The following is a 20,977-nucleotide window of genomic DNA, read 5'->3' as shown; positions in this document are numbered from 1 at the left end:
CCAAGGCCATGAACGACATGGCCGCCAACCACGAAGACGCTGACCACTCGGCCAAGTCCGGCCTTGAGGGCGGTAAGTGATGGGCGCTGCCGACAAGGCAAAGGAGATCGTCCAAGACCTCACGGGCATGTGGTGGCCTGAGGGCGACGAGGACGAACTCCGGGAAGCTGCTCGCGCTTGGCGCACCTTCGCCGACGACGTCGAGGACTGCACGGCCGCCTGCCACAAGAAGGCTCAAGACGTCATCGACAACAACAAGGGCAAGTCGATCGAGGCGTTCGGTGAGTTCTGGCGCAAGTACCACGGTGGTGGCAAGGGTTACCTCGACGACGTGGCCACCGCCGCCCGTGACATGGCCAAGGCCCTGGACAAGTACGCCGAGCAGGTCGCTGAGGCGAAGAAGAAGATCGAGCATGAGCTGGAGATCGCCGGCGCGGTCCTGGTCGCCGGCACGGCCCTGGCCCTCTTCACCGGCGGAATCAGCGAAGTCGCAGCAGCCGGCGCCACCGAGGCAATCGTCGCCGCAGCGAGCTCGGCCGGCATCGCCGTCTCCGCCACCGTCGCCGAGATCGCCGGAACGGTCCTGGCGACCGCCGCCATCGGCGGCATAGAAGCCATCACCGTCGACGTGGTCGTCGCCCAGGGCGGCCGCAACCTCCTCGGCGACCAACACGGCATCAACCTCCAGGAGGTCAGTGACGCTGGGGTCACTGGCGTCTTGCTGGGTGGTGCCTTCGGAGGTGCGGCGCGCACCGCCAAGGCTGTAGGAGACGCCGGCGGCTTCAAGACAGTCCTCGCGGACATCAAGCTCGATGGTCTCCGGCTTCGCCCAGCGATCGACCAGATGGGCAAGCGGCGTATCTGGCAGCTCTATCACGCGAAAGAATCGGAAGCCATGGCCCCTCCCGCCAAGGCGGGCGACGACGTACTGCCGTCCGGGCATCCGATCTACCACGGCAAGCAGACGACAACCATTGGCTACGATCCACGCACTCTGTCGAACTTGGAACGAGTAAGACGCGTTGATGGTGTCCACGACGTTGTCGTGCACGGCACGCCCGACAACGTCTTCATCGCAGGACACATCAATCCAGCAGGCGTAGCGAAGACCACCTACGAGATAAGCCCTCACCAGGTAGTGGAAAGCATTCGCAACAATCCGAACTACACCGGTGGGCCTATTCGCTTGATATCCTGCCACTCGGGAGCCGGAGCGGAGCCGCTGGCACAGTCAGTGGCAAATGAAATGGGAGCCCCTGTCTACGCGCCAACCAACCGCATGGGAGTGGATCGCAAGCTGGGAATCCAGGAGCCCGTCATCGATAAGGGCGGATACTGGCGAATATTCCTTCCCATCACCGGCTGACACCCAAAACTGCGAGGAATGATGATTCGCCGAGTAGGCTTTTTTGTAGAAGGCAACGAGGACGGTGACCCCGCCGTCTATAGTGAGTCTCTGACTCAAGCTATGGAGGGCCCACCCGCACCCGATGAAGATCGAATTCTCTCCTACCTCAAAGGCGGCGAGGAGATCTTCAGCACCATGGGTGCTGAGCGTGATGTCATCTCAGGAGACGAGTGGATCGGTGGTGCCGGATCACTGGTGACAGACGGTGAATGGGTCTGGCCTGTCGACCTCGTTCACTACCTTTCGCGCTACCACATCGCCCTTCCAGACGATTTTCTCGATCACGTACGGAAAGTCGAGTATCAGGCTGCCGCTGTGCCAGACGAGCGTGCACGAGAAGTCATGGTCGAGCTTTTCCCTAAGCGCACTTCCCCTTGGAGTTAGCGGCAGCGTGTCGAGTGCAGCGGACCGCTGACGTGTTGATCAGTGGGGCCCAAGAGCGAGTGTGGTGGTGACGCAGCGAAATCCCGTGTCGTTGTCGCTCATCGTCTCGGAGGCGTCGTTGAAGGCGGCTGGGTCGGCGCGGACGAAGGGGCTGGTGAAGGCGCTGCCTTTGAGGACCCGTCGGCCGGTTTCCGATTCGGTCGTGCACCATTCCCATGTGTTGCCGCACAGGTCGTAGACGCCGAAGGCGCTGACGCCAGAGTGGTAGCGGGAGACGGGAGTGGTGTGCCCTATTCCGGACTCCTGGACGTTGCACTTCGCGGCGGTCGCTGCGTCGCCCCATGGGTAGGCGCTGCCCTTGGCCCCACGAGCGGCTTTCTCCCATTGCTCGCTCGTGGGCAGGCTCTTCCCCGCCCAGGCCGCGTAGGCATTCGCATCACGCCAGGTGATCCACACCACCGGGTGGTCGAAGATGCTGTCGGGGCAGTGCCCATCCCGCCCCCAGTGCCTGGGTGCGGGATGGCCCGTCGCATCGGTGAAGCGAAAGTAATCGGCGTTGGTGACCGGATAGATGTCGATGAGGAATGCCGGCAGCCAGCTGGGGGTGTTGTCCGCTCCGCTGAGGTAGATCCCTTCCTCCACGGCAATCATCAACTTCCCGTCCACGGGGTGGCGATAGCGTTGCGCGGCGGGAGCTAAAAGCGCTTCGGTGCGCTCATCGTCGCCCGCTGCGGCCCTGGCTGTCAGCAGCTGCGCGAACCGCTCCTGCACCTGCGTACCCGCGCGGACGAGCAACGTGTCGAGCGCAGCCTGATTGCCGGGGCGGGGAGTGATGTTCTCTCCGCCCCTTTCCCACTTGGACACCATGCGGTCGCTGACCCCGATCCCCGCAGCGAACCCGCGTACGGTCATGCGCATCGCCAAGCGCAGGGCTTTGGTCTCACGTCCGGTCCACCGCGCTACCCCCGGCCGGTCCATCCAGGCCGTCCTACAGCTGCTCGCCGCGTAGGGCCAGGAAGGATTTGCGCAGCTCGACGAGGGCGGGGTGCTCGGTGGGCAGCTGGGTTTCATCGATTGCGCTGATCGCCCGTACGCCGATGGTGGTGTTCGTCGCGAAGGCGGCCTGCATCTGGGGGAGATGCTCGGATGGAACGGGCGCAGCCGAGTGGGAGTGGAGCTCCTGGAGCAGGGCCATCGTGACGCCGGGCAGGACATCGGCCTTGGGCCACACCACGCTGCCGTGCGCGTCGATGAAGCCGACGTTCCAGGTGCCGCCCTCGGAGACCAGCCCGTCCGGGCCCACGAACAGTGCGTCGTCGAAGCCGGCCAGCTGGGCGGCGCGACGGTGGTGGAGGGCACCGAACAGTCCGGTGTGCTTCACCTGCGCCACATCTCGCTGGTAGCGGACGGTCTTCACGCGCAGCGGGGGCAGCGGCAGCGCGCCTGCCGGTCGGTGGGTCACGAGCACATGGGGGTCGTTCGCGTCAGCGGGGCGTCCCATGTCCAGCCCCGGATCGAGGATGGTGACCCGTACGACGAAGGCACCGGGTTTGTCGCCCACCGCCTCGCGCACGTACCGGCGCACAAGGGCCGGGTCCAGGTCCGCGCCAAAAACCGTACGGCAGTCGCGCACCAGTCGTTCCAGGTGCCGGGTCAGGCCGCGAACGTGCTGTTCGTCGACGCGCATCGAAGTGAAGTGACCGTAGTTGGTGAGCGCGAGCGCACGCAGCGCGTCGGGGTCTGCCGGATGTCCGTTCAAGAGCGCCATGCGCATCAGTCTGTCAGCGGACGCCTGGTGCCGAACACGGAATGCTGGGCCCGACGGCCGTAAGTTCAGCAAGAGTTCCTTCCTCACTCCGCGTCGTCGGCCGTTAACTGCATGCCAGGCAATGCAGTACGCAGTGGAGACGGAGGCCAGCAGCCGTGCACCCCGACCCGAACAATGCGCACCGCCACGAGCAGCAGGCGAGCGCCATCCCCCACGTCACGCACGCCACGCCCATGACCCGAGATCTCATCTACGACCACCGGGCCCAGCAAGCGGCCCTGCCGGTGCAACTGCACCACTCGGACAGCAGCACAGAGTCCGAGTCCGTGCTGATCCTGACCCCTTCGGAGATGGAGCTGTATGCCATCCAGATCGAGCGAGCCATCAAGATCCGCGAGGACTACCGCGCCGGCCTCCGGAGCCTGCCGCGAGACGACCTTTGATCCGCGACAGCGGACGTCCCACCAGCTGCCATGCCGAGTGAAGGCAGGAAGTTTATGAGCGCGCACGCCCGTCCCCATGACAGTGACCTGCTGGGAGCCGCCCTCGGCTGGCTGTGGGCCTTGCTGGCCGCGACCGGCCTCGTCGGCGTCGGTGTCCTCATCGGCGATGCGATGGACGAGCATCAGCCCGGCGCCCTCTCTGCGTCTGATGCGGAACCCGCCTCCTGAGATGCCCGTTGCTCGGTTCGTGGCCGAGAGGAGGACGAGGACCACCTCCCCCGATGGGCGTCGTTGCGAGTTCCGTTTCGGCTCTGCCCGTCAAGGCGTTCATGCTGCAACAAGCCGAGGTCTGCTTCGACGGAAGGACGGAGAGATGAGCGACTGGGAGTTCGTCAAGGACAGGACGGCCACGCAGGGCGCGGTGTGGAGGTCGGCTGACGGTCTTTTTTACAAGCGAACCGGAGGCGAGGATCTGCGTGCGGAGATTGAGTTCCAGCGGCTCACCGCCGGCCTCGGGTACCCCGTTCCGGAAATCGTCGATAGCGGCGCGGAGAACGGAGGTTACTTCGTCATTGAGCGCTCTCTCGGCGCCGCCTCACTGCACGACGAGGCTCTCAGCGACGCCCAGCGTGACGGTGCAGTTCGCGATCAGGTGATCAGCACGGCTGCCTCCGTCGGCTCCCGGCTTCTGCGGGCCCAGGCAACCCACCCGCTGACTGCGGCGCCGTGGTTCGAGAAAGCCGCCTTCGCCGCCAACGTATTCGAGGAAGACCCGGACCTCGACACCCCGCGGGTGCACGAGGCGGTCAAGCGGGCCCTCGACCGGACGGCGGCACTGCCCATGGTCCACGGCCACCTCGACTACGGGCTCCCGAACGTCCTCGCCAAGGGCGTCATCGACTGGCAGCACCACGGCCCCGTCCCGCTCGGCTATGACGTCTATCCCGCACTCGACATCGTGGCCTTCAAGGGAGGCGGCAAGGGCTACAGCGTCGCCCCCACACAGCGCGCTGCCTACACGAACGCCCTCGACGAAACCACAACCGACCTGATCGGCCGGCCTGTGAGCGAGCGTCTGGGCGACTTCCTGCTCGTCAAGTGCTTCTTCTTCCTCGCCCTCATGCGGCCCACCGACCCTGCACGGCACGACAAGCACATCAAGTGGCAGTACCGCCGAGCCCTCTTCACGATGGGACTTGATCAGTATGAGTCCTCCAGCACCATCGATACCGGCAGCTTCCCCACCCTGGCGCAGTTCGCAGACGACCGGTAGGCCAGTCTCCGCCGTCCGCGACCGCGACTACCTGATGGACCACCACGGGGTCATTTTCAAGGTCATCGGCGACAGCCATCCGGGCAGCCACTACCTCGGCTACGTGAAGTACCACCCCGATGCCAAGGGCGACCGGCGTCTGTTCGGCCAGACCTACCGGCAGAACAGCGTGGTGTCGAAGTCCTTCGGCATCCTCGCCAACCGGCCGGAGTGCTACGTCTACTCCGACACCCTCGGCTGCGTCATCACCGGCATCCCACGCGACGACATCGTCGTCCACTACTCCTGCCGCCACGCCCTCGTGGCCATCCACGAGGACCCCGGCCTCGTCGCCGACAGTCCTGCGGGCAAGGACCTCCTCGCGATCACCGAGTGGGTCGCCGCAAACGGCGCCCAAGGACTGATCGGTGTCACCGGTTCCTTCCTCGTCGGCTGCCACAACGAGCGCTCCGACCTCGACCTCGTCTGCTACGGCCCCGAGGGCTACGAGGCCGCCCATGCACTGTTCCACCACGAGCAGCTGATCAAGCCGTACGAAGGAGACGACCTGACCCGCCTCTACATCCGACGGGCCAAGTACATGGAGGGCAGCTCCTTCGACGCACTCATCAAGCAGGAGCGCCGCAAGCTCCAGGGCCTGACGGCGCACGCCGGCGCGCACATCAACTGCGAGCCCATCCGCGCCGACCGCGACAAGACCTTCGCCTGCATCTCCTCCAAGGAGATCGGCGAAATCTCCCTCCTGGCGGAGATCACCGACCACGCCCAGGGCCTGGCCACCCCGGCGGTCTACGAGATCAAGGTGAAGACCGTCCTCAGCTCGACGGTCGACGAGCCCGCCTCCTTCGCTCACCGGATCACCCACATGCGCTCGTACCTCGGCGCCTACACCGGTGCCTTCCGGTCGGGCGACACCGTGCACCTGTCCGGCAAGCTCGTCCACACCCAGGACGGCGAACGCAGCGGCTTCGGAATCGAGCTCACGCCCTGGACCGTCAGCAACTCCTACGTCGCCAGCCTCGCCGGATAGGGCCGGACCCGTGACACTCCTGATCATCCGGCACGCCGAATCAGTGGAGAACGCCGACAAGTACCTCGGCTTCTACCAGGACCCTCGCCCCTACAACGGAGCCGCCGCCCATCACATCTCCCGCAGCCTCGTCGGCCTCACCCCGCGCGGCTTCCGCCAGGCCCAGTGGCTCGCCGAGACACTCCCAGACCTCATCCACCACCAACCCCGCGTCTACACCTCCACCTACCGCAGGGCCATCGACACCGCCGCCATCGCCCTCCCCAGCCTCCCGGCAGGCTGGCCCCAGCAGACGTCGCTCCTCGATGAACAGCACTACGGCGACGCCACCTACATGACCAAGCGCGAGCTGTACGACACCTACCCCGAACTCGCAGAGGACCGCCGACAGCGCAAGCACATCTGGACCGCACCCGGCGGAGGCGAATCCCTCGCCACAGGCGTCACCCAGCGGGCCGCCGATTTCACTGCACTCGCCCGCACCGCACTGCGCACACCCTGCGCGGTCATCGCCTTCACCCACCACACCGCGGCCGTAGCGCTCCGAGCCCTACTCGAAGACCTGCCCCTGCCGGAGATCCTCGCCGCGGAACGCAAAGGCAAGCTGCCCAACGCCGCCATCCTCCAATACGCCCTGCACGGCGAGCGATTCACCAGAACGGCAATGCCCACCCCACCGCCTCTCTAGGAGCGGCTCGTGCGCCCTCTGTTCTTCAACGGCCCGGTCCAGAACGGCACTTTCACCTTCCAGACCAAGCCCGGTAAGGCCGTCGGCATCCGCCTGGCCGCAGCACTCAACGCCATCCTCGGCTCACCGCCCACACCCCACCTGTGGAACACGGTCACCCTCGACGGCGACTTACGCCACCGCACCACCGACGGCGTAACGGTCACCCGCACGGAGTTCGAGGCCCGCCTCATAGCCGCCAAGTACCCGCCCGATCCCCAACCGGCAGCCGGCACCATGACCGACACCGATCCCGAGGTCGCCGCCCTGGCCCTGGAAATGATCGAAGACAACCTGCGCTCCGGCACCCTCGTGATCAGCCACGAGACCGTCCCCACCTGCCGGTCCTGCCGCCACATGACCGGCCGCGGCAGCCATGCCTGCAACGCGTGCGGCAGCACCGACATCCATGACCGCACCACACGTCACCTTGTCGCCGAGCTCGCGAAGGACCGCCCCGTCCTCGACCGGACCGACATCCACTCAAGCCACCGCGCCCAGCCCAAACACCTGCAGAACACGGCCAGCAGTATCAGCAGCCGCCGCCTGATCATCTCCCGCACCCGCGACCACGGCATCGGCCTCACACCCCTCGGACTCCCCGGCCTCGTCCTGGACCCACGCGTCGGCGTCCACGCCACCGTGCTCGGCGCAGCACGCCGGCACCAGGCGGACACGGCGGTCATGACGATCACCCAGAACGCCGCCAACCACATCGCCGCCCACGGCCAGCACTTCCGCGAACACCACGGCACCCAGCTGAAGTACGCCCTCCACGGACACCTCCCCTACGACCACACCGCCGACCTCCAGGCGGTGTACCGGGCCTACCGCGCCAATGCCGCCACCCAGCGAACGTTCGATACCTGGTTCCTTCCGCTTTTCTCCCTCAAGGAGAAGAGCGGAACGCGCCCCGAACAACTCCCCCAGCTCTTCAAACACTTCATGCGGGCCCGCAGGGATCGGCCCTCCGTCCCCGGTCCAGCCGAGAGCGCCGCCATACGACAGGCCGTCGCCCGAGGCGGCACCGACTGGATCACCAGCAGATATCTACTCGCTACCGCGTTGGCCACACCCAGCTGGCACATGCTGGTCGAAGACCGTTGACCAGCGCACAACGGGGCGCGCTGCTCCGTAGCCGACCCAGAGGGTGCCGTATCTACTTGGTGTCACTGCGGCGAAGACGCTCGATTTCGGCACGAAGCGCTGAGTTCTCTGCCTCCAGATCAGCCTTCGTCCGGCGACTTGTGCGACCGGGACGTGACGCAGTGTTCTGGGAGTTTGTCTTCGGAGCCTTCGGAGCCTTCGGAGCCTTCGGAGCCTTCGGCGGCTCGGCCACCGCCCCGATCACCTCGAAGGCCACAATCACCGCAGGGTCCTTGCCGCACTCGGAGCACCGGGTATCTTGCGTGTCCCTATCGGGGCGGGCATCGCGGCAGTGCCGCTCGATCTCCTGAATGTGCCCACAGTAGAGACGCACGCGCCATCTCATGTACTCCCACGGCGGTGGCGCAGTGTGGCCATCAAGCATCGCCTGCACCCGCTGGTACTGCTCCTCGGACCAGGGAGGTGCTTTCGCGACCTGCCGCTCCACCCAGGCGGCTATCTCGTCGGCCTCGCTCTGACGACGGTGATCAGCCCGCGAAAGCTGATACTCGTCCAGAGGCAACCCATGGCTCTCGTACTTGACCGTCACCCCAGAAAGCTACGAATCGCTGGGTCTCCAGGATGGCGCCTTGCTTGGCTATCACTCGTACGTGAAGGCCGTGGTGCCCGAGTCGGCGGCCTGCGCACGCCGGCGGTGCAGCTTCTCAATGGCGGTCACCACGGGCTTTCCCCTACGGGCGCGTGCGAGCTGCGTCGGGGACGAGGGGGCGGAGCCGACGGAGTGCCCGAGCGGGGCCCTGTGTCGGCTGGGAGAAAATTCGCCTCTGGCTACAAGACCCTTACCCCGACATAGATCCGATCCGAGCCTGAATTTCGTATCCTCCGCAACTGCCCTGCAGGGAAAACGAAGGCCCCGTCCAGGTCTTGGTCGAGGCCCTCGTCGTTGTGTGCTCTCAGCTGGCCAGCGAAGTCTCACGGCACCGGAGTGGGTTCTCCGGCCGGAGGTCGAGGTTCGAAGCCGCGGTCAGGTGGTGCGGGCAAGCGGGTTGAGCAGGGGGCGGCTCTTCCAGAGCACGACTGCGCAGCCGATTGCGAAGAGCACGCTGGCCTCGGCGGCGCCCAGGCCAGACGTGGGTTCCTGGATGGGCCAGGCCCAGGGTTGCGGTGAGCCTCCTGGTCTCCGGCCGGCGGCCGCGCAGGCGAGGGGGACCGCTGCGACGCAGATCGAGGCGACGCCGGCACCCAGAACAGCGCGGACGATGAGCGCGGCTCCGAGGAGGCCGATGCAGTTGCGGGCAAGGGAGAGAGCTTCCGGCCGGTCCCACAGGAGCTGGACGCCGGCTGCCAGCAGCAGGGTCAGAAGGGCGAAAGCGCAGCAGAGCGCAAGGTTGCGTCGGCCTGTGTGGCGCAGTGCGACCTCTTCGGTGATGGTGTCGCCGCGGTCGATGCCGTGCAGGAGCAGGACGACCGGGAGCACTCCGAGGATTTGTGTGACCAGGAGCTGGCCTGAGGGGCCTACGACCGCAGGTACGGGGATGGCTTCCTCGCGTACGACGATGGCCATGACGTATACCGCGAGTGTGGCCGCTGCGACGGCCGGGGCGCCCTTGGCCTTGAGCCACCAGATCATTGCGATGTCTCCCGGGCGTGGGCTGAGGGGATTGGAGCGGGGTGGGTTGTGCAGTCGCGCAGGGCCTTGCTGTTGTGCTGGAACCAGGCCAGTTGCTCGTTGTGGGAGGACTGCTGGACGCGCGCCGCCACCTCGGCTTCCTTCGCCCCGTAACGGCCGGCTGCCTCTTGTGATTCGGCTCCGGCGGTCAGGGCGAGCCATGCTGCGGTGGGTCCGTAGGCGTCAGCGCCGGGGAAGTCGCTGCCGGACTGGGCACAAGCCGGGGGGTCTGATGGCAACAGGGCGGTGCCCACGCCTGCGCGCACCTCTGAGGCGCTGGGGTCAGGCCAGGTGCCGATGAACAAGGCGTCACCTCCTGAATGTTCCTCCATGGTGAGCGTCTTGGGGACGGCAAGCCCGGCCTTCTGGAGACGATGCCGGGCGTCAGAGGCGTTCTCGCGGATCATGGCGGCTTGCCGGGACAGCTCTGGCCACAGGCAGATGCGCGGGTTCTCCCCGGCGCATTGCAACTGATCCTCGGTACGGGGTGTGACGGGGTCGGCAGGCAGCCCGTAGGCGAGCCAACTGCTGCCAGCCAGGCCGACCACCAGCGCTGTGCTGATCAGGACAGCGCGCGTCCGCTGCTGCAGTGCGGTCAGGGCCAGTGCACACGCGCTGATCACTCCGAGGGCCAGTACGAGGGCGCTGGCGGCGGCGCGCCAGTCGGGGCTCTGGTCGAGAGAGCAGCACGAGGACATGCCGCCGGTGACCATATGGCGCAGCCACAGCGGTTCCATGGCGGCCGGGTAGGCGGTCAGGACGAAGCTGAGGACGAGCGCCAAAGGTGTGGCGATCACCAGAGGAAGGCGTTTGCCGAGCAGGAAGCCGGCCATGGAGTGGGCGGCGAGGATGACCAGCCAGACGAGCACCATGCCGATCGGCGGCGTGCCGACATCGGGCTGGCCCGTGGCGATGGTCAGGGCGGCGGCGACTGCCATGCCGACCGCTCCCAGTACGAAGACGGGTACCAGAAGTGGCAGAGCGATGCCGATGGTTGAGCGGGTCGGGGCCCAGCCGGCCACATTGCCGCGGGTGAAGCGGGTGCCTTCCCAGGCACCGGCGGTGGCGCACGCGGGGGCGACGAAGGGCAGCGCGAAGTTGGCGGCCCCCAGGGCGCTGGGCCAGTAGCCGTGGGTCACCTTGGCGGTGAGGTCGTCCGACAGGAGCAGGGCGACGAATGCGGCCAGCAGAGGAGCCAGCCAGGTGGCGGAGGAGGAGCGTAGAACGGTACGCCACAGCACGGCTCACACCTCCTGAGCGATCAGCTGGGTGTACGCGCCCTCTGCCCGACGTCCCTCGGGGGTTCCCTGTGGGGCGAGGGCTAGGAAGCTGTGGGTGTCGCCCTCGAAGCGGACCTGACCCTTGTCGAGGATGACGACATGGTCGTACATGGCATCGAGGTCCTCGGTCTGGTGGGTCGATACCACCACCTGGATGTCGGACAGCAGGTTGGTGACGAGGTCGCGGAAGATCTGCCGTTGCGAGGGGTCGAGGCCCGCCGTCGGTTCATCAAGCAGCACGATTTCGCTGCTGTGGACGAGCGTTCCGGCGATACCCATGCGTCGTAGTTGGCCACCAGAGAGCTGATGGCTCTTCCGGTCGGCAAGGCTGCCCAGCTTCACGCGTTCCAGGGCATCGCGTGACTGATCCCAGGCGTCGGAACGGGGCATCCCTTTCAACCAGCCGATGTAGGCCACATTCTCGCGCACCGTGAGTCCGGGCATGGGTTTGACGTTCTGAGGCAGCCAGCCCACCGCCTTCCGGTAAGCCGCCTGCGATTTCGACTGAGAGGGATCGGTTCCCCGCCAGGTGACGGTGCCCTCACTCGGTGAGATCCATGAGGCGGCGATGCCAAGAAGAGTCGATTTGCCCGCCCCGTTCGGCCCGAGAAGGACAGTGGCTCGGTGTTCGATGGAGAGATCGAGCCTGTTGAGGACGGGGACCTTCCGGCCGTATTGGAAGGAACACCGAGTGAATTTCAGAGACATGCCATCCTTGCTTCTCGCGAGCCGAACGAAAGCCGGCCGGGAGCGCGTTACGCTCCCGGCCGACGCTTCATGACTGAACGGTTACCACGCTATCTTGACGGGCTTCGCATTCAGATGAAACGTCCCCTGCCCCGAAGTTCCGTTGATCTTGTCGAGGCTGAAGTAGTAATCACCCTCCGCGAGACGCCCCCACGACTTGGTGCTGCTGCACACATCGCTCTTCTGACCCTTGTTCGTGTCCGGGCCGAAGACATCTTCCCACACCGTAATTGCCGCGCTCGTCTTCGTGCCGGGCGAGCTGGCCGCCGCGCAGTTGTAGAAACGGACCGTGGTGCTCGCGCCATCGTTGTTGCCGTCGTGCCAGCGACCGGACTCCTTGCTGGTGGCCCAGTACGAGATGTACGTCGACTTGCTCCCTTCCGCGTGCGCCGGGACGGCTCCGAAGGCGACAGTGGCCAGAACGCCAGACAGTGCAGCACCGGTAACGCGTGAAACTCGCATCTTTCCCCCTAAGTTCAGGCTCCCCCGTGTGCAACCCCTTGAAGGGCGCGGCCGAGGACTCGGCTGGGAGCGGCGAACGGATCATCTGACCGATACGGGGGTTCCCGCAACGTTTATTCGAATATTTGCGCCAAAGTGGAGCGCTGTGCGCCTGTGGCCTCCAGCGAGGGTCCCCTCAGATTCCGGCCCAAGTGCGGGCTGGTGCCGGTGAAGGGGCATGTGTAGCCGAGAGGCAGGTTGGCCGAAAATGCATACATTGCACGGACGGGTGTCGGTAGTGGGGTGTACTGATCCGCGAGCAAAGCGGAACGTATCGATTCCGGTTCGGATGCAAGTTGAGGTCCACGCGGCGATATTCGGCCAGTTTTTCTGACGGCGCGGCATTGAAATGCCGAAGTTTGGCCGATCGGCTGGCATCCCTGACAGCTCATTCTCCCTGCACGATCAGACCAACAGGGCCAACTTGGAGCTCGTGAGCGCCCCGCAGTGGCTGTACCGACGGCTGGAGAGTTCCGGCCACAAGCCGTAAACGTCGTTGCTTTCGCCAAAGCTGTATGGCTAATTTCCTCTAGCGCAATCACTAGGACTAGTCGTCGGGGGGCGAATATTCCGTTGCCCGGCGCCTTCGGTCACCGAGTACCGCGCCATGCGGGGGAAGTGAGACAGGTAATGCATGCAAGCCATCGCGTCACCGGAGTAATTGCCGGATCTCTTTTTTTGGGATTCGTAGGTGCTGTTCCAGCCCACGCGGAGGGAAGCCGGAGCACGTACATATCAGACTGGCATGTCAATAATGAATCGAAGCGTTGGCCAGATGGTAACCGCGACAGTGCAAGAACGTCGGTTCAGTTCAGTGGGTGCTCAACGGACACTGCCGACGGATTCAAAGCCGCTGCCCTCACCCTGTACAAGGATGTATTCGGACCGGATGAGGATCACGGGACCCGAACCAATTACTGCAACACGACCTCGTGGGGTGATGAGTCTAAGGGTGACTACTACTTCACCCTCAGCGGGGTTTCCTTCGGCTCCACTTTGTACGTGAATAAGGTAGTCATTCGGTACTGAATCAACGGCCGGAGACGCAAGGAAGCCTGCGGCGCCATCATGCCGCAGGCTTCACCGTCGCCTCCTCACTCGCCCACCAGGTACGACAAGCTCGCTGTCCGCTACGAGGAGACCATCCAGCTCGCCCTGATACGGCCGTCCCTGTGCCCCTGAATCAGCCGCGATGTCCCTCACGCCAAGAGCCGTCTGGCGCCAGGGCGCTCAACACGGCCAGCAACTGCGGCGGTTCGACCGATCCGGCAGCGAGTTCAGGTCTGACCACAAGGCCCACGCGTGCGAGTGCAAGTCCACCTGCTCATCAGGGAGCAGACCCGTCTGCGACCGGTCGAGGACCGCCCCTGGGGCCAGCTCGGTTTCCTCAGCCAGCTCGCGCCGCGCTGCGGCCAGAGGCGTCTCACCGGAGTCGATGCCACCTGCGAAGTGCAGCTCGTCAATAGCGGTCACCACGGACTTCCCTCACGGGAGCATGCCGGCCCTGCGTAGGCCACCCTGGTCGCGCCGAGTACCCCGGGCTGATGCCCCTCGGCGCGAGAGATCCACATTCAGACCACTGCCGGAGTGAGGCGCAGCATTGCGGTCAGCCACCCGCCATGCGTGAGCGATGCGTGAGCGGACGACGCGGCAGAGGCCGCCCGAAGCTGGACACGGTGTCAGGAAAGTTCTGTCAGACCAGGCCGAACCGGGCCGCGGTGGACCAAGCGGCAGCATCGATCATGAAACCGCCGGGACTTTTAATCCATTGGTTCAGGGTTCGAGCCCCTGATGGCCCACCAGAAGGGGAAGGGGAGGGGCTGGTTCTCTCCCCTCCCCTTTTCCCTTGCCTTCTTTCTCCCCTCCTCCTGGTGCTGCTCGCCGGTCGCCCTCCGGGCCTGTCCGGTGATCCTCTGCGGACCCTGTCCGGTGATCCTCCGCCGGGCCCGGCCGCTCATCCCCCGAGGACCCGTCCGGTGATCCGGCGCTGACCCGTCCGGCCCCCGTGGAATCGCCGTGCCTCCCCCGAGCGGACAGCCTTGGGAGGTCGAGGTGATGTCGCGGTGACGTCGACATGCGGCCGTTATGCCGGTGATGCGGCCGGCTGGCCGGTGCTCGTACGGCGGAAGGCTGCCGTACCGCGGACGTGCCCGTACCGCGGAGGTGCCCGTACGGCGGACGGGCGGAGCGGGGAGAAGCCGGTGCGGATGCTGCGGGGCGACGGGCCCTCCACGGGCGACGGGGAGCGCCGGGCGCGCCGGGACCGGATGTCCCCGCTGGGCCGCAGCCTGGCCTGCTGGCTTCCCGCCGTCCTCATCGTCGGCGGCCTCGCGTTCGACCTGGCGACGCCGCCCAGCTACACCGCCGCGCCCTTCTTCTCCGCCGCCCCGCTGGTGGCGGCGCCGCTCTTCTCGCTGCCCGCCACCGCCCTCACGGCGCTGGCCGCCATGGCCGGCGAGTCCCTGGTGGTGACGTACCGCAGCGCCGCCCAGAACACCCACGAGTCGGTGACCGAGATCGCGACCGTCTTCGTGGTCGCCCTGCTGGCGCTCGCCATCAACCGCGTCGTCCGGATGTCCGACGCCCATCCGGCGTCCGTACGGGACGTCTCGGAGGCCGCGCAGCGGGCCGTCCTGCCGGCGCCGCCCGAGCGGCTCGGCGGGCTCGCGGTCGCCGCCCGGTACGTGGGCGCGCGGGCGGGCGCCCGGATCGGCGGCGATTTCTACGCCGTGCAGGAGACCCCGCACGGCGTACGGCTGATCGTCGGTGACGTCCGCGGCAAGGGGCTGGAGGCGGTGGAGGCCGCCGTGGTCGTCATCGGCGCCTTCCGGGAGGCGGCGGAACAGGAGGCCACCCTGGAGGCGGTGGCCGGCCGGCTGGAGCGGGCGCTGCAACGGGAGGGCGGGCGGCGCGCGGGGCTCGACCAGTACGAGGGGTTCACCACCGCGGTCCTGGCCGAGGTCCCCGCCGACGGGCGGCCGGTGCTGCGGGTCCTCAACCGCGGCCATCCGGCGCCCCTGTTGCTGGGCCCGGACGGCGGGCTGTGCGAGCTGATGCCCGCCGTGCCCGCGCTGCCGCTGGGGTTGAGCGAGGTGGCGAGCTGGCCGGACCGTTCCGACGAGTCGTTCTTCCCGGCCGGTTCGCTGCTCGTCTTCTTCACCGACGGCGTGACCGAGGCCCGCGATCTGCGCGGCCGCTTCTACGACCCGGCGGACAAGCTCCGCGGCCGGCGCTTCCCGGACCCCGGCAGCCTCCTGGACGCCCTCATCGAGGACGTCGCCCGGCACTCGGGCGGGGCCCCGGCGGACGACATGGCCCTGCTGGCGCTGCAGCGGCCGATGGGGGAGTGAGAGCTTGCGAGCTGGGCCGGTTCGGGCGGCGGTCCACAGCGGGCGGAAGTGCTGACACGGGGGCGTCAGAGGCCGGCAGCGGCTGCCAGCCGCTGCCCGGCCCTGGCAGGGGTCCACTACAGCGGGCGGAAGCTCTGTCCGTGCGGGTCGGTGAGGGCAACCGGGTGCCCGTCCAGGGCGAGCGTCAGCTGCCGCGGGTCGTCCGGGCGTGGGGTGTGGTGCGCGGGCAGGGGGAGCCACGGCAGGACGGAGTGGTGCTCCTGGGAGATCCAGTGCCCGCCGCCGTCCCGCCCGTCGAGGACCGACCGTACGAGCCGGGCGAACTCCTCGCGCCGGGCGTACGGCAGACCGCTCAGCACGGAGGTGTGGAACACGACCAGCGTCGCCCCGGCCGGCGCCGCGGCCGCCAGTGCGGGCAGTTCGTCGATCAGGTCCCCGCGGACGATCCGCGGCCGCGGCACCGCCCGCACCGCGTCGACGGCCGCGGACAGCCGGGCCGCCCGCGCCTCGTCGCCGGGCCATACGAGCGACTGCAGCCAGCGCAGGTCCGCCGGCTCGGCGACCGGGTCGAGCGGTGCCAGATCGATCCCGGCCCGCCAGACGACCTCGGGCAGGCGGGTGGGGACGTGCGACGCCCCGTGCCCTGCCGGCACCGGCACTGACGACTGCACCGGCGCCTGCACCTGGCAGTGGAAGACCACGGGGCTGTCGGCCGCGCCTACTTCGACGAGCGGGGCGTGGGCTGCCGGATCGTGCCCGCCCGGGTGGCCGGGGCCCGGCTCGCCCGCCGCCCCGTACCCGTTTCCATACGCGTACCGATAGCGGTCCGGGTGCAGGCACAGGCCGGCCGAGGTGCCGACCTCCAGCAGGGCCAGCGGCTGGGGCAGCCGGGCGAGCAGCGGCAGCAGCGTGGCGCAGCGGGCCGGTTCGTTGGTCCGGGTGCCGCGGCGCATGATGATGTCCCGCACCCGGTCCCAGTGCCGGATCGTCCATTCGCGCCAGCGTCCGTACGCCGCCGCGCCGCGCGGGCCCTGCTCCGCGTGCGGGCCGTCGAGATGGCGGACGGCGGCGAGCAGGAGCTGGGGCTGCTGCTTGTTGCCGGCCGGCAGCGAACCCGCCAGCAGCTCGCACAGTTCCTGGTCCTGGCCGATCCGGGCGCTCAACTCCTCGTGCGCGCCGGACCGGCCGCGCGCCTCGCGCCAGGAGAACTCCTGGTACCGCCGTGCCACGTCCTGGGCGCTTCCGGTCGTGACACCGCCGTGGCCGGGACGGCCGTGGCGGCCGTGACCGGCGTTGCGGAGGCGTTCGGCGGGTCCGGGGTTCTCGGCGTATCCGGGACTTTCGGAGTGTCCGGGGCGCAGGGAGTGTCCAGGGCGCTCGGCGTTGACGACCATGATCCGACGTTACTGTCTTCACGTTCCGTAATGGGCAGGCACCCCTCCGCATAACAACTGACGCACAATCATCGAGAGATCGTTTAGACGCGGCACGGGGCGGTGCGGTCAACTCGCCCGATTTATGGCCATGGTGACCGGAAAACACCACGCCACAGCTGGTGCGCGAGGCATATGGATTCCCGGGAAGGCTTGGAAAACCGTCGCGATCTCTATTACTGTCCGATAACGCAGCGCGGTCGTCCCAGCCGCCGCAAGAGGCGGCACCGTGCGCCGACGCCGAATCCCGCACGCGCTTTTCACGCACCTCCAGCACCTCGAACTGCACCAAGGGAACCGGGGAACCACCACCTTGGGGTGAATCGGACGCCTTCGCCAGAGGGTGCCCGTAGGAGACCTTCCTGCTCCGAACCCGTCAGCTAACCCGGTAGGCGAGAAGGAAGGAAAGGAGTGCGCCCCCGTGGCGTCCAACAGGCCTGTCCCCGAGGCTCCGTCCGCCTACGACTCCGACGACCGGGGCCCGGGCGCTCCGGACGCCCCGTACGCGCCAGGCGCCGCTCACGCCTTCGCGCATCCCGGCGACACCACTTTCGTCGCCGACGCTGCTTTCGCCACTGACACCGCTGTCGCCACTGGCGCCCCTGTCGTCACCGACACCCGCTTCGCGACGGCCGGTGGGGCGAACGGTGACGCCGACGGCCAGTGGGAGGAATGGAACCCCACCGAGGAGTCCGTCCGCCCGGTCCGCGGCAAGCACCGGGTGGCCAAGCAGCGCGGCGGTGGACTCGCCCGCGGCGGGACGGTCCTGGGCGTCGGTGTCATCGCGGCGGTCGGCGCGGGCGGGATGGCCACGGCCGAGGGCCGCCCGCCGGTGCCGATCTCGATGCCCGACCTCGGCGGAGTGGCCGACGCCGTCTCCGACCACCTCCCGGACGCCGCCTCCCTGCCCGGCGTCGGCGACCTGATATCCGACGGCGGCTCGCACACCGACGGCGGCTCGCACACCGCTTCCGCCTCCGCCGCCACGGGCAGGGGCGCGGACACGGATACCGGATCGAGCACGGACCCGGGCTCTGGCTCTGACGCTGGCTCGGGCTCGGGCTCTGGTGCGAACGCCGGTGAGGCGCTGCGCAGCCGTATCCTCCAGCAGGCCGACACTCAGCAGGGCGCCGCCGAGCAGGAGGCCCGCGAGGCCGCCGAGCAGGCCGCGATCAAGCAGGCCACCACGGACGCCACCGCGGACCTCAAGGCCGCCGAGAAGGCCGCGGCAGCCAAGAAGGAGGCAGCGGCCGAGGCCCAGCGCAAGGCCGAGGAGGAGGCCCGCCACAAGGCCGAGGCCGAACGCCTCGCCAAACTGGCGCAGAGCTTCATCACCCCGGTCTCCTCGTACACCCTCACCGCGGGCTTCGGGCAGGCCGGTGACCGCTGGGTCGCGGACCACACCGGCCAGGACTTCGCCGCCCCGACCGGCACGCCCGTCAAGGCGGTGCACTCCGGCACCATCACCCAGGCCGGCTGGGCCGGTTCGTACGGCTACCGCATCGTCCTGACCCTCGACGACGGCACCGAGCTGTGGTTCTGCCACCTGTCCTCGATGGTCAAGACCTCGGGCAAGGTCAGCACCGGCGACGTCATCGGCCGGGTCGGCGCCACGGGCAACGTCACCGGGCCCCACCTCCACCTGGAGGTACGCCCCGGCGCCGGCGACCCGATAGACCCGATGCCCTGGCTGCGCGACCACGGCGTCAACGTCTGACGAAGCGGGGCGGGCGGCCCTGAGGAACACGGCCGTGAGGATACGGCCACGCGGAACATCCCCTTCGAGGGAACAACTGTCCCGCGAGGGAACAACCGCCGCACGAGGGAATAACCACCCGCCCCGCAACGCTGTCCCCACCATGAGCGCGACAAGCAACAACTCCCGTACCCCCAGGGCCCTGGGCTCGCTGTCCGTCTCCCCCCTGTCCCTCGGGGGCAACGTCTTCGGCTGGACCGCCGACGAGGCCGAGTCGTTCGCCGTACTGGACGCGTACGTGGCGGGCGGCGGCAACTTCATCGACACCGCCGACGTCTACTCGGCCTGGGTGCCCGGCAACAAGGGCGGCGAATCCGAGACGGTCCTCGGCAACTGGCTGGCCTCGCGCGGCAATCGGGACGACATCGTCATCGCCACCAAGGTCGGTGCGCACCCCGATTACAAGGGTCTGTCCGCCGCCACCATCAAGTCCGCGGTCGAGGAGTCCCTCACCCGTCTCCGCACGGATTACATCGACCTCTACTACACCCACTACGACGACGAGTCGGTCGAGGTCGGTGAGTTCCTGACCGCCCTGGACGACCTCGTCCGGGCCGGCAAGGTCCGCGAGATCGGTGCCTCCAACATCTCCGCGCAGCGCCTGGAGGAGTCCCTCGCCTTCTCCGACCGCGAGGGCGTGGCCCGTTACGTGGCCCTGCAGCCGCACTACAACCTGGTCTCCCGCGACACGTACGAGGGTGAACTCGCCGACGTGGCCGCCCGCAACGGCGTGTCCGCGGTCCCGTACTACGCCCTGGCCTCCGGCTTCCTGACCGGCAAGTACCGGCCGGGTGCAGCGGTCGACAGCGCCCGTTCCGGGAAGGCCGCGCAGTACCTCGCCACCGACCGCGGCCCCCGCGTCCTGGAGGCCCTCGACACGGTCGCCGCCGCCCATGGTGCCGAGCTCGCCACCGTCGCGCTGGCCTGGCTCGCCGCCCAGCCGACGGTCGCCGCCCCGATCGCCAGCGCCCGCACGACCGCCCAGCTCGCCCCCCTCCTGGCAGTCACCGACCTGACCCTCACCGACCCCGAACTCACCCTGCTGAACGAGGCGTCGGCGTAATCCAGGTCGGGGCCCCGCCCCAAAGGGAAGGAGCGGGGCCCCAGGGCCCCGCTCCACTCCCACACGCACCGCAACGCTGCCGGGCGCACTACCCCCGCCGGTCCACCACCGCCCAGGACGCCAGCGCCACCCCACCCGCCACGGCGAACACCGAGGGCCACGCCCCGATCTTCTTGGCCAGCGGATGCGACCCCACAAACGCCGCCACATAGGCCCCGCTCAACGCCGCCGCCGTCTTACCACCGGCCTTCCGCTGCCACTCCCGAGCCGCCACCGCCCCCGCCGCCGCCAACGCCACACCCCCCAACGGCCGCTTCTTCGTCCACCGAGCCACCCCATAACCCCCGAGCAACCCACTCGCCGCCACCACACTGCTCGGAACGCCGGCCATGTCTATTTCCTCCGTTTCGCGGGTCAGTTGCCCTTGACCTTACGTCCGGCCCCGTACGTTCTGGCCGCTCGGAGGCTCAGGTGGCCGTGACTTACGAGCTGCGCCGGCCCCTCGCACGGCTCGGGCCACGTACTCGGCCACCGTCTCGGGACTCTCGTGCTCCCAGAAACGCAGCACTGTCCATCCCGCCGCTTCGAGATGGGCGTTGGTCTCTGCGTCGCGGGTGACGTTGCCTTCGAGCTTCGCGCGCCACCACTCGGCATTGGCCTTGGGACTGGTGGCGTGTTCGGGGCAGCCGTGCCAGAAACAGCCGTCGAGGAACACCGCAATGCGCGGGCCGGGGAAAGCGATGTCGATCGTGCGACGGGTCATACCGGGTACGCGGCATTGCAGGCGATAGCGCAGGCCGGCGGCGTACAGCAGCCGCCGGACTGCACGCTCAGGTTCGGTGTCCCGTCTGCCCTGACGGCTCATGCGCGCTGAGACACCGGCCGACGACGGAGAGACGGGTGGGCGAGTCATAGTCCCAGAATGGCTCACCAGCGGTCGGGAGAAGAAGCCGAGTCTCCTCGCTCCGGGGCCGCCGAAGGGGGCCGCGGGGGATCTCGGCAGCTGCCCGGTGTGCCGGCGAGACGGCCCCCGGTCGC

Annotated in this window: 22 protein-coding genes and 1 riboswitch; of the genes, 11 read left to right on the top strand and 11 right to left on the bottom strand. The window is 67.9% G+C overall.

The features are described from left to right. Positions 1 to 79 precede the first annotated feature (79 nt). A complete protein-coding gene (locus IG62_RS49220; protein ID WP_234326839.1) occupies positions 80 to 1,366 on the top strand; it encodes a WXG100 family type VII secretion target in 1,287 nt (428 codons plus the stop codon). A gap of 18 nt (positions 1,367 to 1,384) precedes the next feature. Next, positions 1,385 to 1,792, top strand: a complete 408-nt coding sequence (locus tag IG62_RS47490) for a hypothetical protein (RefSeq protein WP_158795154.1) — start codon at positions 1,385 to 1,387, stop codon at positions 1,790 to 1,792. Positions 1,793 to 1,831: 39 nt separating this feature from the next. On the opposite strand, the gene IG62_RS0132580 is transcribed toward IG62_RS47490, so the two are convergent. Both IG62_RS0132580 and IG62_RS0132575 read right to left on the bottom strand, forming a co-directional pair. Next, positions 1,832 to 2,710: a formylglycine-generating enzyme family protein gene (locus IG62_RS0132580; RefSeq protein ID WP_234326841.1), complete on the bottom strand. Its 879-nt coding sequence runs from the start codon at positions 2,708 to 2,710 to the stop codon at positions 1,832 to 1,834. Between the two features lie 70 nt (positions 2,711 to 2,780). Further along, a complete protein-coding gene (locus IG62_RS0132575) occupies positions 2,781 to 3,560 on the bottom strand; it encodes an aminotransferase class IV family protein (RefSeq protein WP_030811695.1) in 780 nt (259 codons plus the stop codon). A gap of 155 nt (positions 3,561 to 3,715) precedes the next feature. Between IG62_RS0132575 and IG62_RS0132570 the strand changes: the two genes are divergently transcribed. The 6 genes from IG62_RS0132570 to IG62_RS0132545 all read left to right on the top strand — a co-directional run bounded on the left by IG62_RS0132570 (position 3,716) and on the right by IG62_RS0132545 (position 8,140). Next, positions 3,716 to 4,003, top strand: coding sequence for a hypothetical protein (locus tag IG62_RS0132570; protein WP_234326838.1), 288 nt, complete (start codon positions 3,716 to 3,718; stop codon positions 4,001 to 4,003). 54 nt (positions 4,004 to 4,057) lie between these two features. Beyond that, positions 4,058 to 4,231 carry a hypothetical protein gene (locus IG62_RS47485; RefSeq protein ID WP_158795153.1) on the top strand — a complete coding sequence of 58 codons (174 nt, stop codon included), beginning with the start codon at positions 4,058 to 4,060 and terminating at the stop codon, positions 4,229 to 4,231. 145 nt (positions 4,232 to 4,376) lie between these two features. Then, on the top strand, positions 4,377 to 5,276 hold the full coding sequence (locus IG62_RS0132560) for a phosphotransferase (RefSeq protein WP_030811689.1): 900 nt from the start codon (positions 4,377 to 4,379) through the stop codon (positions 5,274 to 5,276). Between the two features lie 34 nt (positions 5,277 to 5,310). Then, complete coding sequence (locus IG62_RS0132555) at positions 5,311 to 6,306, top strand: nucleotidyltransferase domain-containing protein (RefSeq protein WP_030811687.1); 996 nt, start codon at positions 5,311 to 5,313, stop codon at positions 6,304 to 6,306. Positions 6,307 to 6,316: 10 nt separating this feature from the next. Further along, positions 6,317 to 6,994 (top strand): histidine phosphatase family protein, encoded by a 678-nt coding sequence (locus IG62_RS0132550; RefSeq protein ID WP_030811685.1) that lies wholly within the window; start codon positions 6,317 to 6,319, stop codon positions 6,992 to 6,994. 9 nt (positions 6,995 to 7,003) lie between these two features. Further along, positions 7,004 to 8,140, top strand: coding sequence for a hypothetical protein (locus tag IG62_RS0132545; protein ID WP_051798925.1), 1,137 nt, complete (start codon positions 7,004 to 7,006; stop codon positions 8,138 to 8,140). A 52-nt stretch (positions 8,141 to 8,192) separates the two neighbouring features. Here the strand turns inward: IG62_RS0132545 and IG62_RS0132540 are convergent, their stop codons facing one another. The 6 genes from IG62_RS0132540 to IG62_RS42565 form a co-directional block, all read right to left on the bottom strand. After that, positions 8,193 to 8,729, bottom strand: coding sequence for a hypothetical protein (locus IG62_RS0132540; RefSeq protein ID WP_030811680.1), 537 nt, complete (start codon positions 8,727 to 8,729; stop codon positions 8,193 to 8,195). 435 nt (positions 8,730 to 9,164) lie between these two features. Next, a complete protein-coding gene (locus tag IG62_RS0132530; protein WP_051798922.1) occupies positions 9,165 to 9,770 on the bottom strand; it encodes a hypothetical protein in 606 nt (201 codons plus the stop codon). Further along, the gene (locus tag IG62_RS0132525) at positions 9,767 to 11,050 is read right to left on the bottom strand and encodes a DUF7224 domain-containing protein (protein WP_030811674.1); all 1,284 of its coding nucleotides are present in this window, start codon (positions 11,048 to 11,050) and stop codon (positions 9,767 to 9,769) included. The genes IG62_RS0132530 and IG62_RS0132525 overlap by 4 nt, the downstream gene beginning before the upstream one ends. Before the next feature lie 3 nt (positions 11,051 to 11,053). Beyond that, on the bottom strand, positions 11,054 to 11,797 hold the full coding sequence (locus tag IG62_RS0132520) for an ATP-binding cassette domain-containing protein (protein WP_030811671.1): 744 nt from the start codon (positions 11,795 to 11,797) through the stop codon (positions 11,054 to 11,056). Between the two features lie 81 nt (positions 11,798 to 11,878). Continuing rightward, positions 11,879 to 12,298: a hypothetical protein gene (locus IG62_RS0132515; RefSeq protein ID WP_030811668.1), complete on the bottom strand. Its 420-nt coding sequence runs from the start codon at positions 12,296 to 12,298 to the stop codon at positions 11,879 to 11,881. Between the two features lie 1,269 nt (positions 12,299 to 13,567). Beyond that, the gene (locus IG62_RS42565; RefSeq protein ID WP_051798920.1) at positions 13,568 to 13,810 is read right to left on the bottom strand and encodes an NUDIX domain-containing protein; all 243 of its coding nucleotides are present in this window, start codon (positions 13,808 to 13,810) and stop codon (positions 13,568 to 13,570) included. A 734-nt stretch (positions 13,811 to 14,544) separates the two neighbouring features. Here IG62_RS42565 and IG62_RS0132495 point away from each other — a divergent pair. Then, entirely contained in the window at positions 14,545 to 15,687 is a 1,143-nt protein-coding gene (locus IG62_RS0132495) for a PP2C family protein-serine/threonine phosphatase (RefSeq protein WP_030811666.1), read from the top strand. A gap of 116 nt (positions 15,688 to 15,803) precedes the next feature. On the opposite strand, the gene IG62_RS0132490 is transcribed toward IG62_RS0132495, so the two are convergent. Next, positions 15,804 to 17,081, bottom strand: coding sequence for a DUF2332 domain-containing protein (locus IG62_RS0132490; RefSeq protein WP_078872387.1), 1,278 nt, complete (start codon positions 17,079 to 17,081; stop codon positions 15,804 to 15,806). Between the two features lie 294 nt (positions 17,082 to 17,375). Further along, a riboswitch (cyclic di-AMP (ydaO/yuaA leader) is annotated at positions 17,376 to 17,530 on the top strand. A gap of 11 nt (positions 17,531 to 17,541) precedes the next feature. Here IG62_RS0132490 and IG62_RS0132485 point away from each other — a divergent pair. Both IG62_RS0132485 and IG62_RS0132480 read left to right on the top strand, forming a co-directional pair. Next, entirely contained in the window at positions 17,542 to 18,837 is a 1,296-nt protein-coding gene (locus IG62_RS0132485) for a M23 family metallopeptidase (RefSeq protein ID WP_030811661.1), read from the top strand. 142 nt (positions 18,838 to 18,979) lie between these two features. Continuing rightward, positions 18,980 to 19,939 carry an aldo/keto reductase gene (locus IG62_RS0132480; RefSeq protein WP_030811659.1) on the top strand — a complete coding sequence of 320 codons (960 nt, stop codon included), beginning with the start codon at positions 18,980 to 18,982 and terminating at the stop codon, positions 19,937 to 19,939. Between the two features lie 88 nt (positions 19,940 to 20,027). Here IG62_RS0132480 and IG62_RS0132475 read toward each other — a convergent pair whose 3' ends face one another. Then, positions 20,028 to 20,330, bottom strand: coding sequence for a hypothetical protein (locus tag IG62_RS0132475; RefSeq protein ID WP_030415925.1), 303 nt, complete (start codon positions 20,328 to 20,330; stop codon positions 20,028 to 20,030). Positions 20,331 to 20,369: 39 nt separating this feature from the next. Beyond that, positions 20,370 to 20,852 carry a very short patch repair endonuclease gene (locus tag IG62_RS45515; protein ID WP_078872386.1) on the bottom strand — a complete coding sequence of 161 codons (483 nt, stop codon included), beginning with the start codon at positions 20,850 to 20,852 and terminating at the stop codon, positions 20,370 to 20,372. Positions 20,853 to 20,977 lie beyond the last annotated feature (125 nt).

It is taken from the genome of Streptomyces sp. NRRL S-337 (genome assembly GCF_000720175.1).
In the GTDB taxonomy this organism is placed as follows: Bacteria; Actinomycetota; Actinomycetes; order Streptomycetales; family Streptomycetaceae; genus Streptomyces; species Streptomyces siderophoricus.
Note: the sequence above shows the minus strand (reverse complement) of the source record. Positions and strands in the feature narration are given on the sequence as shown.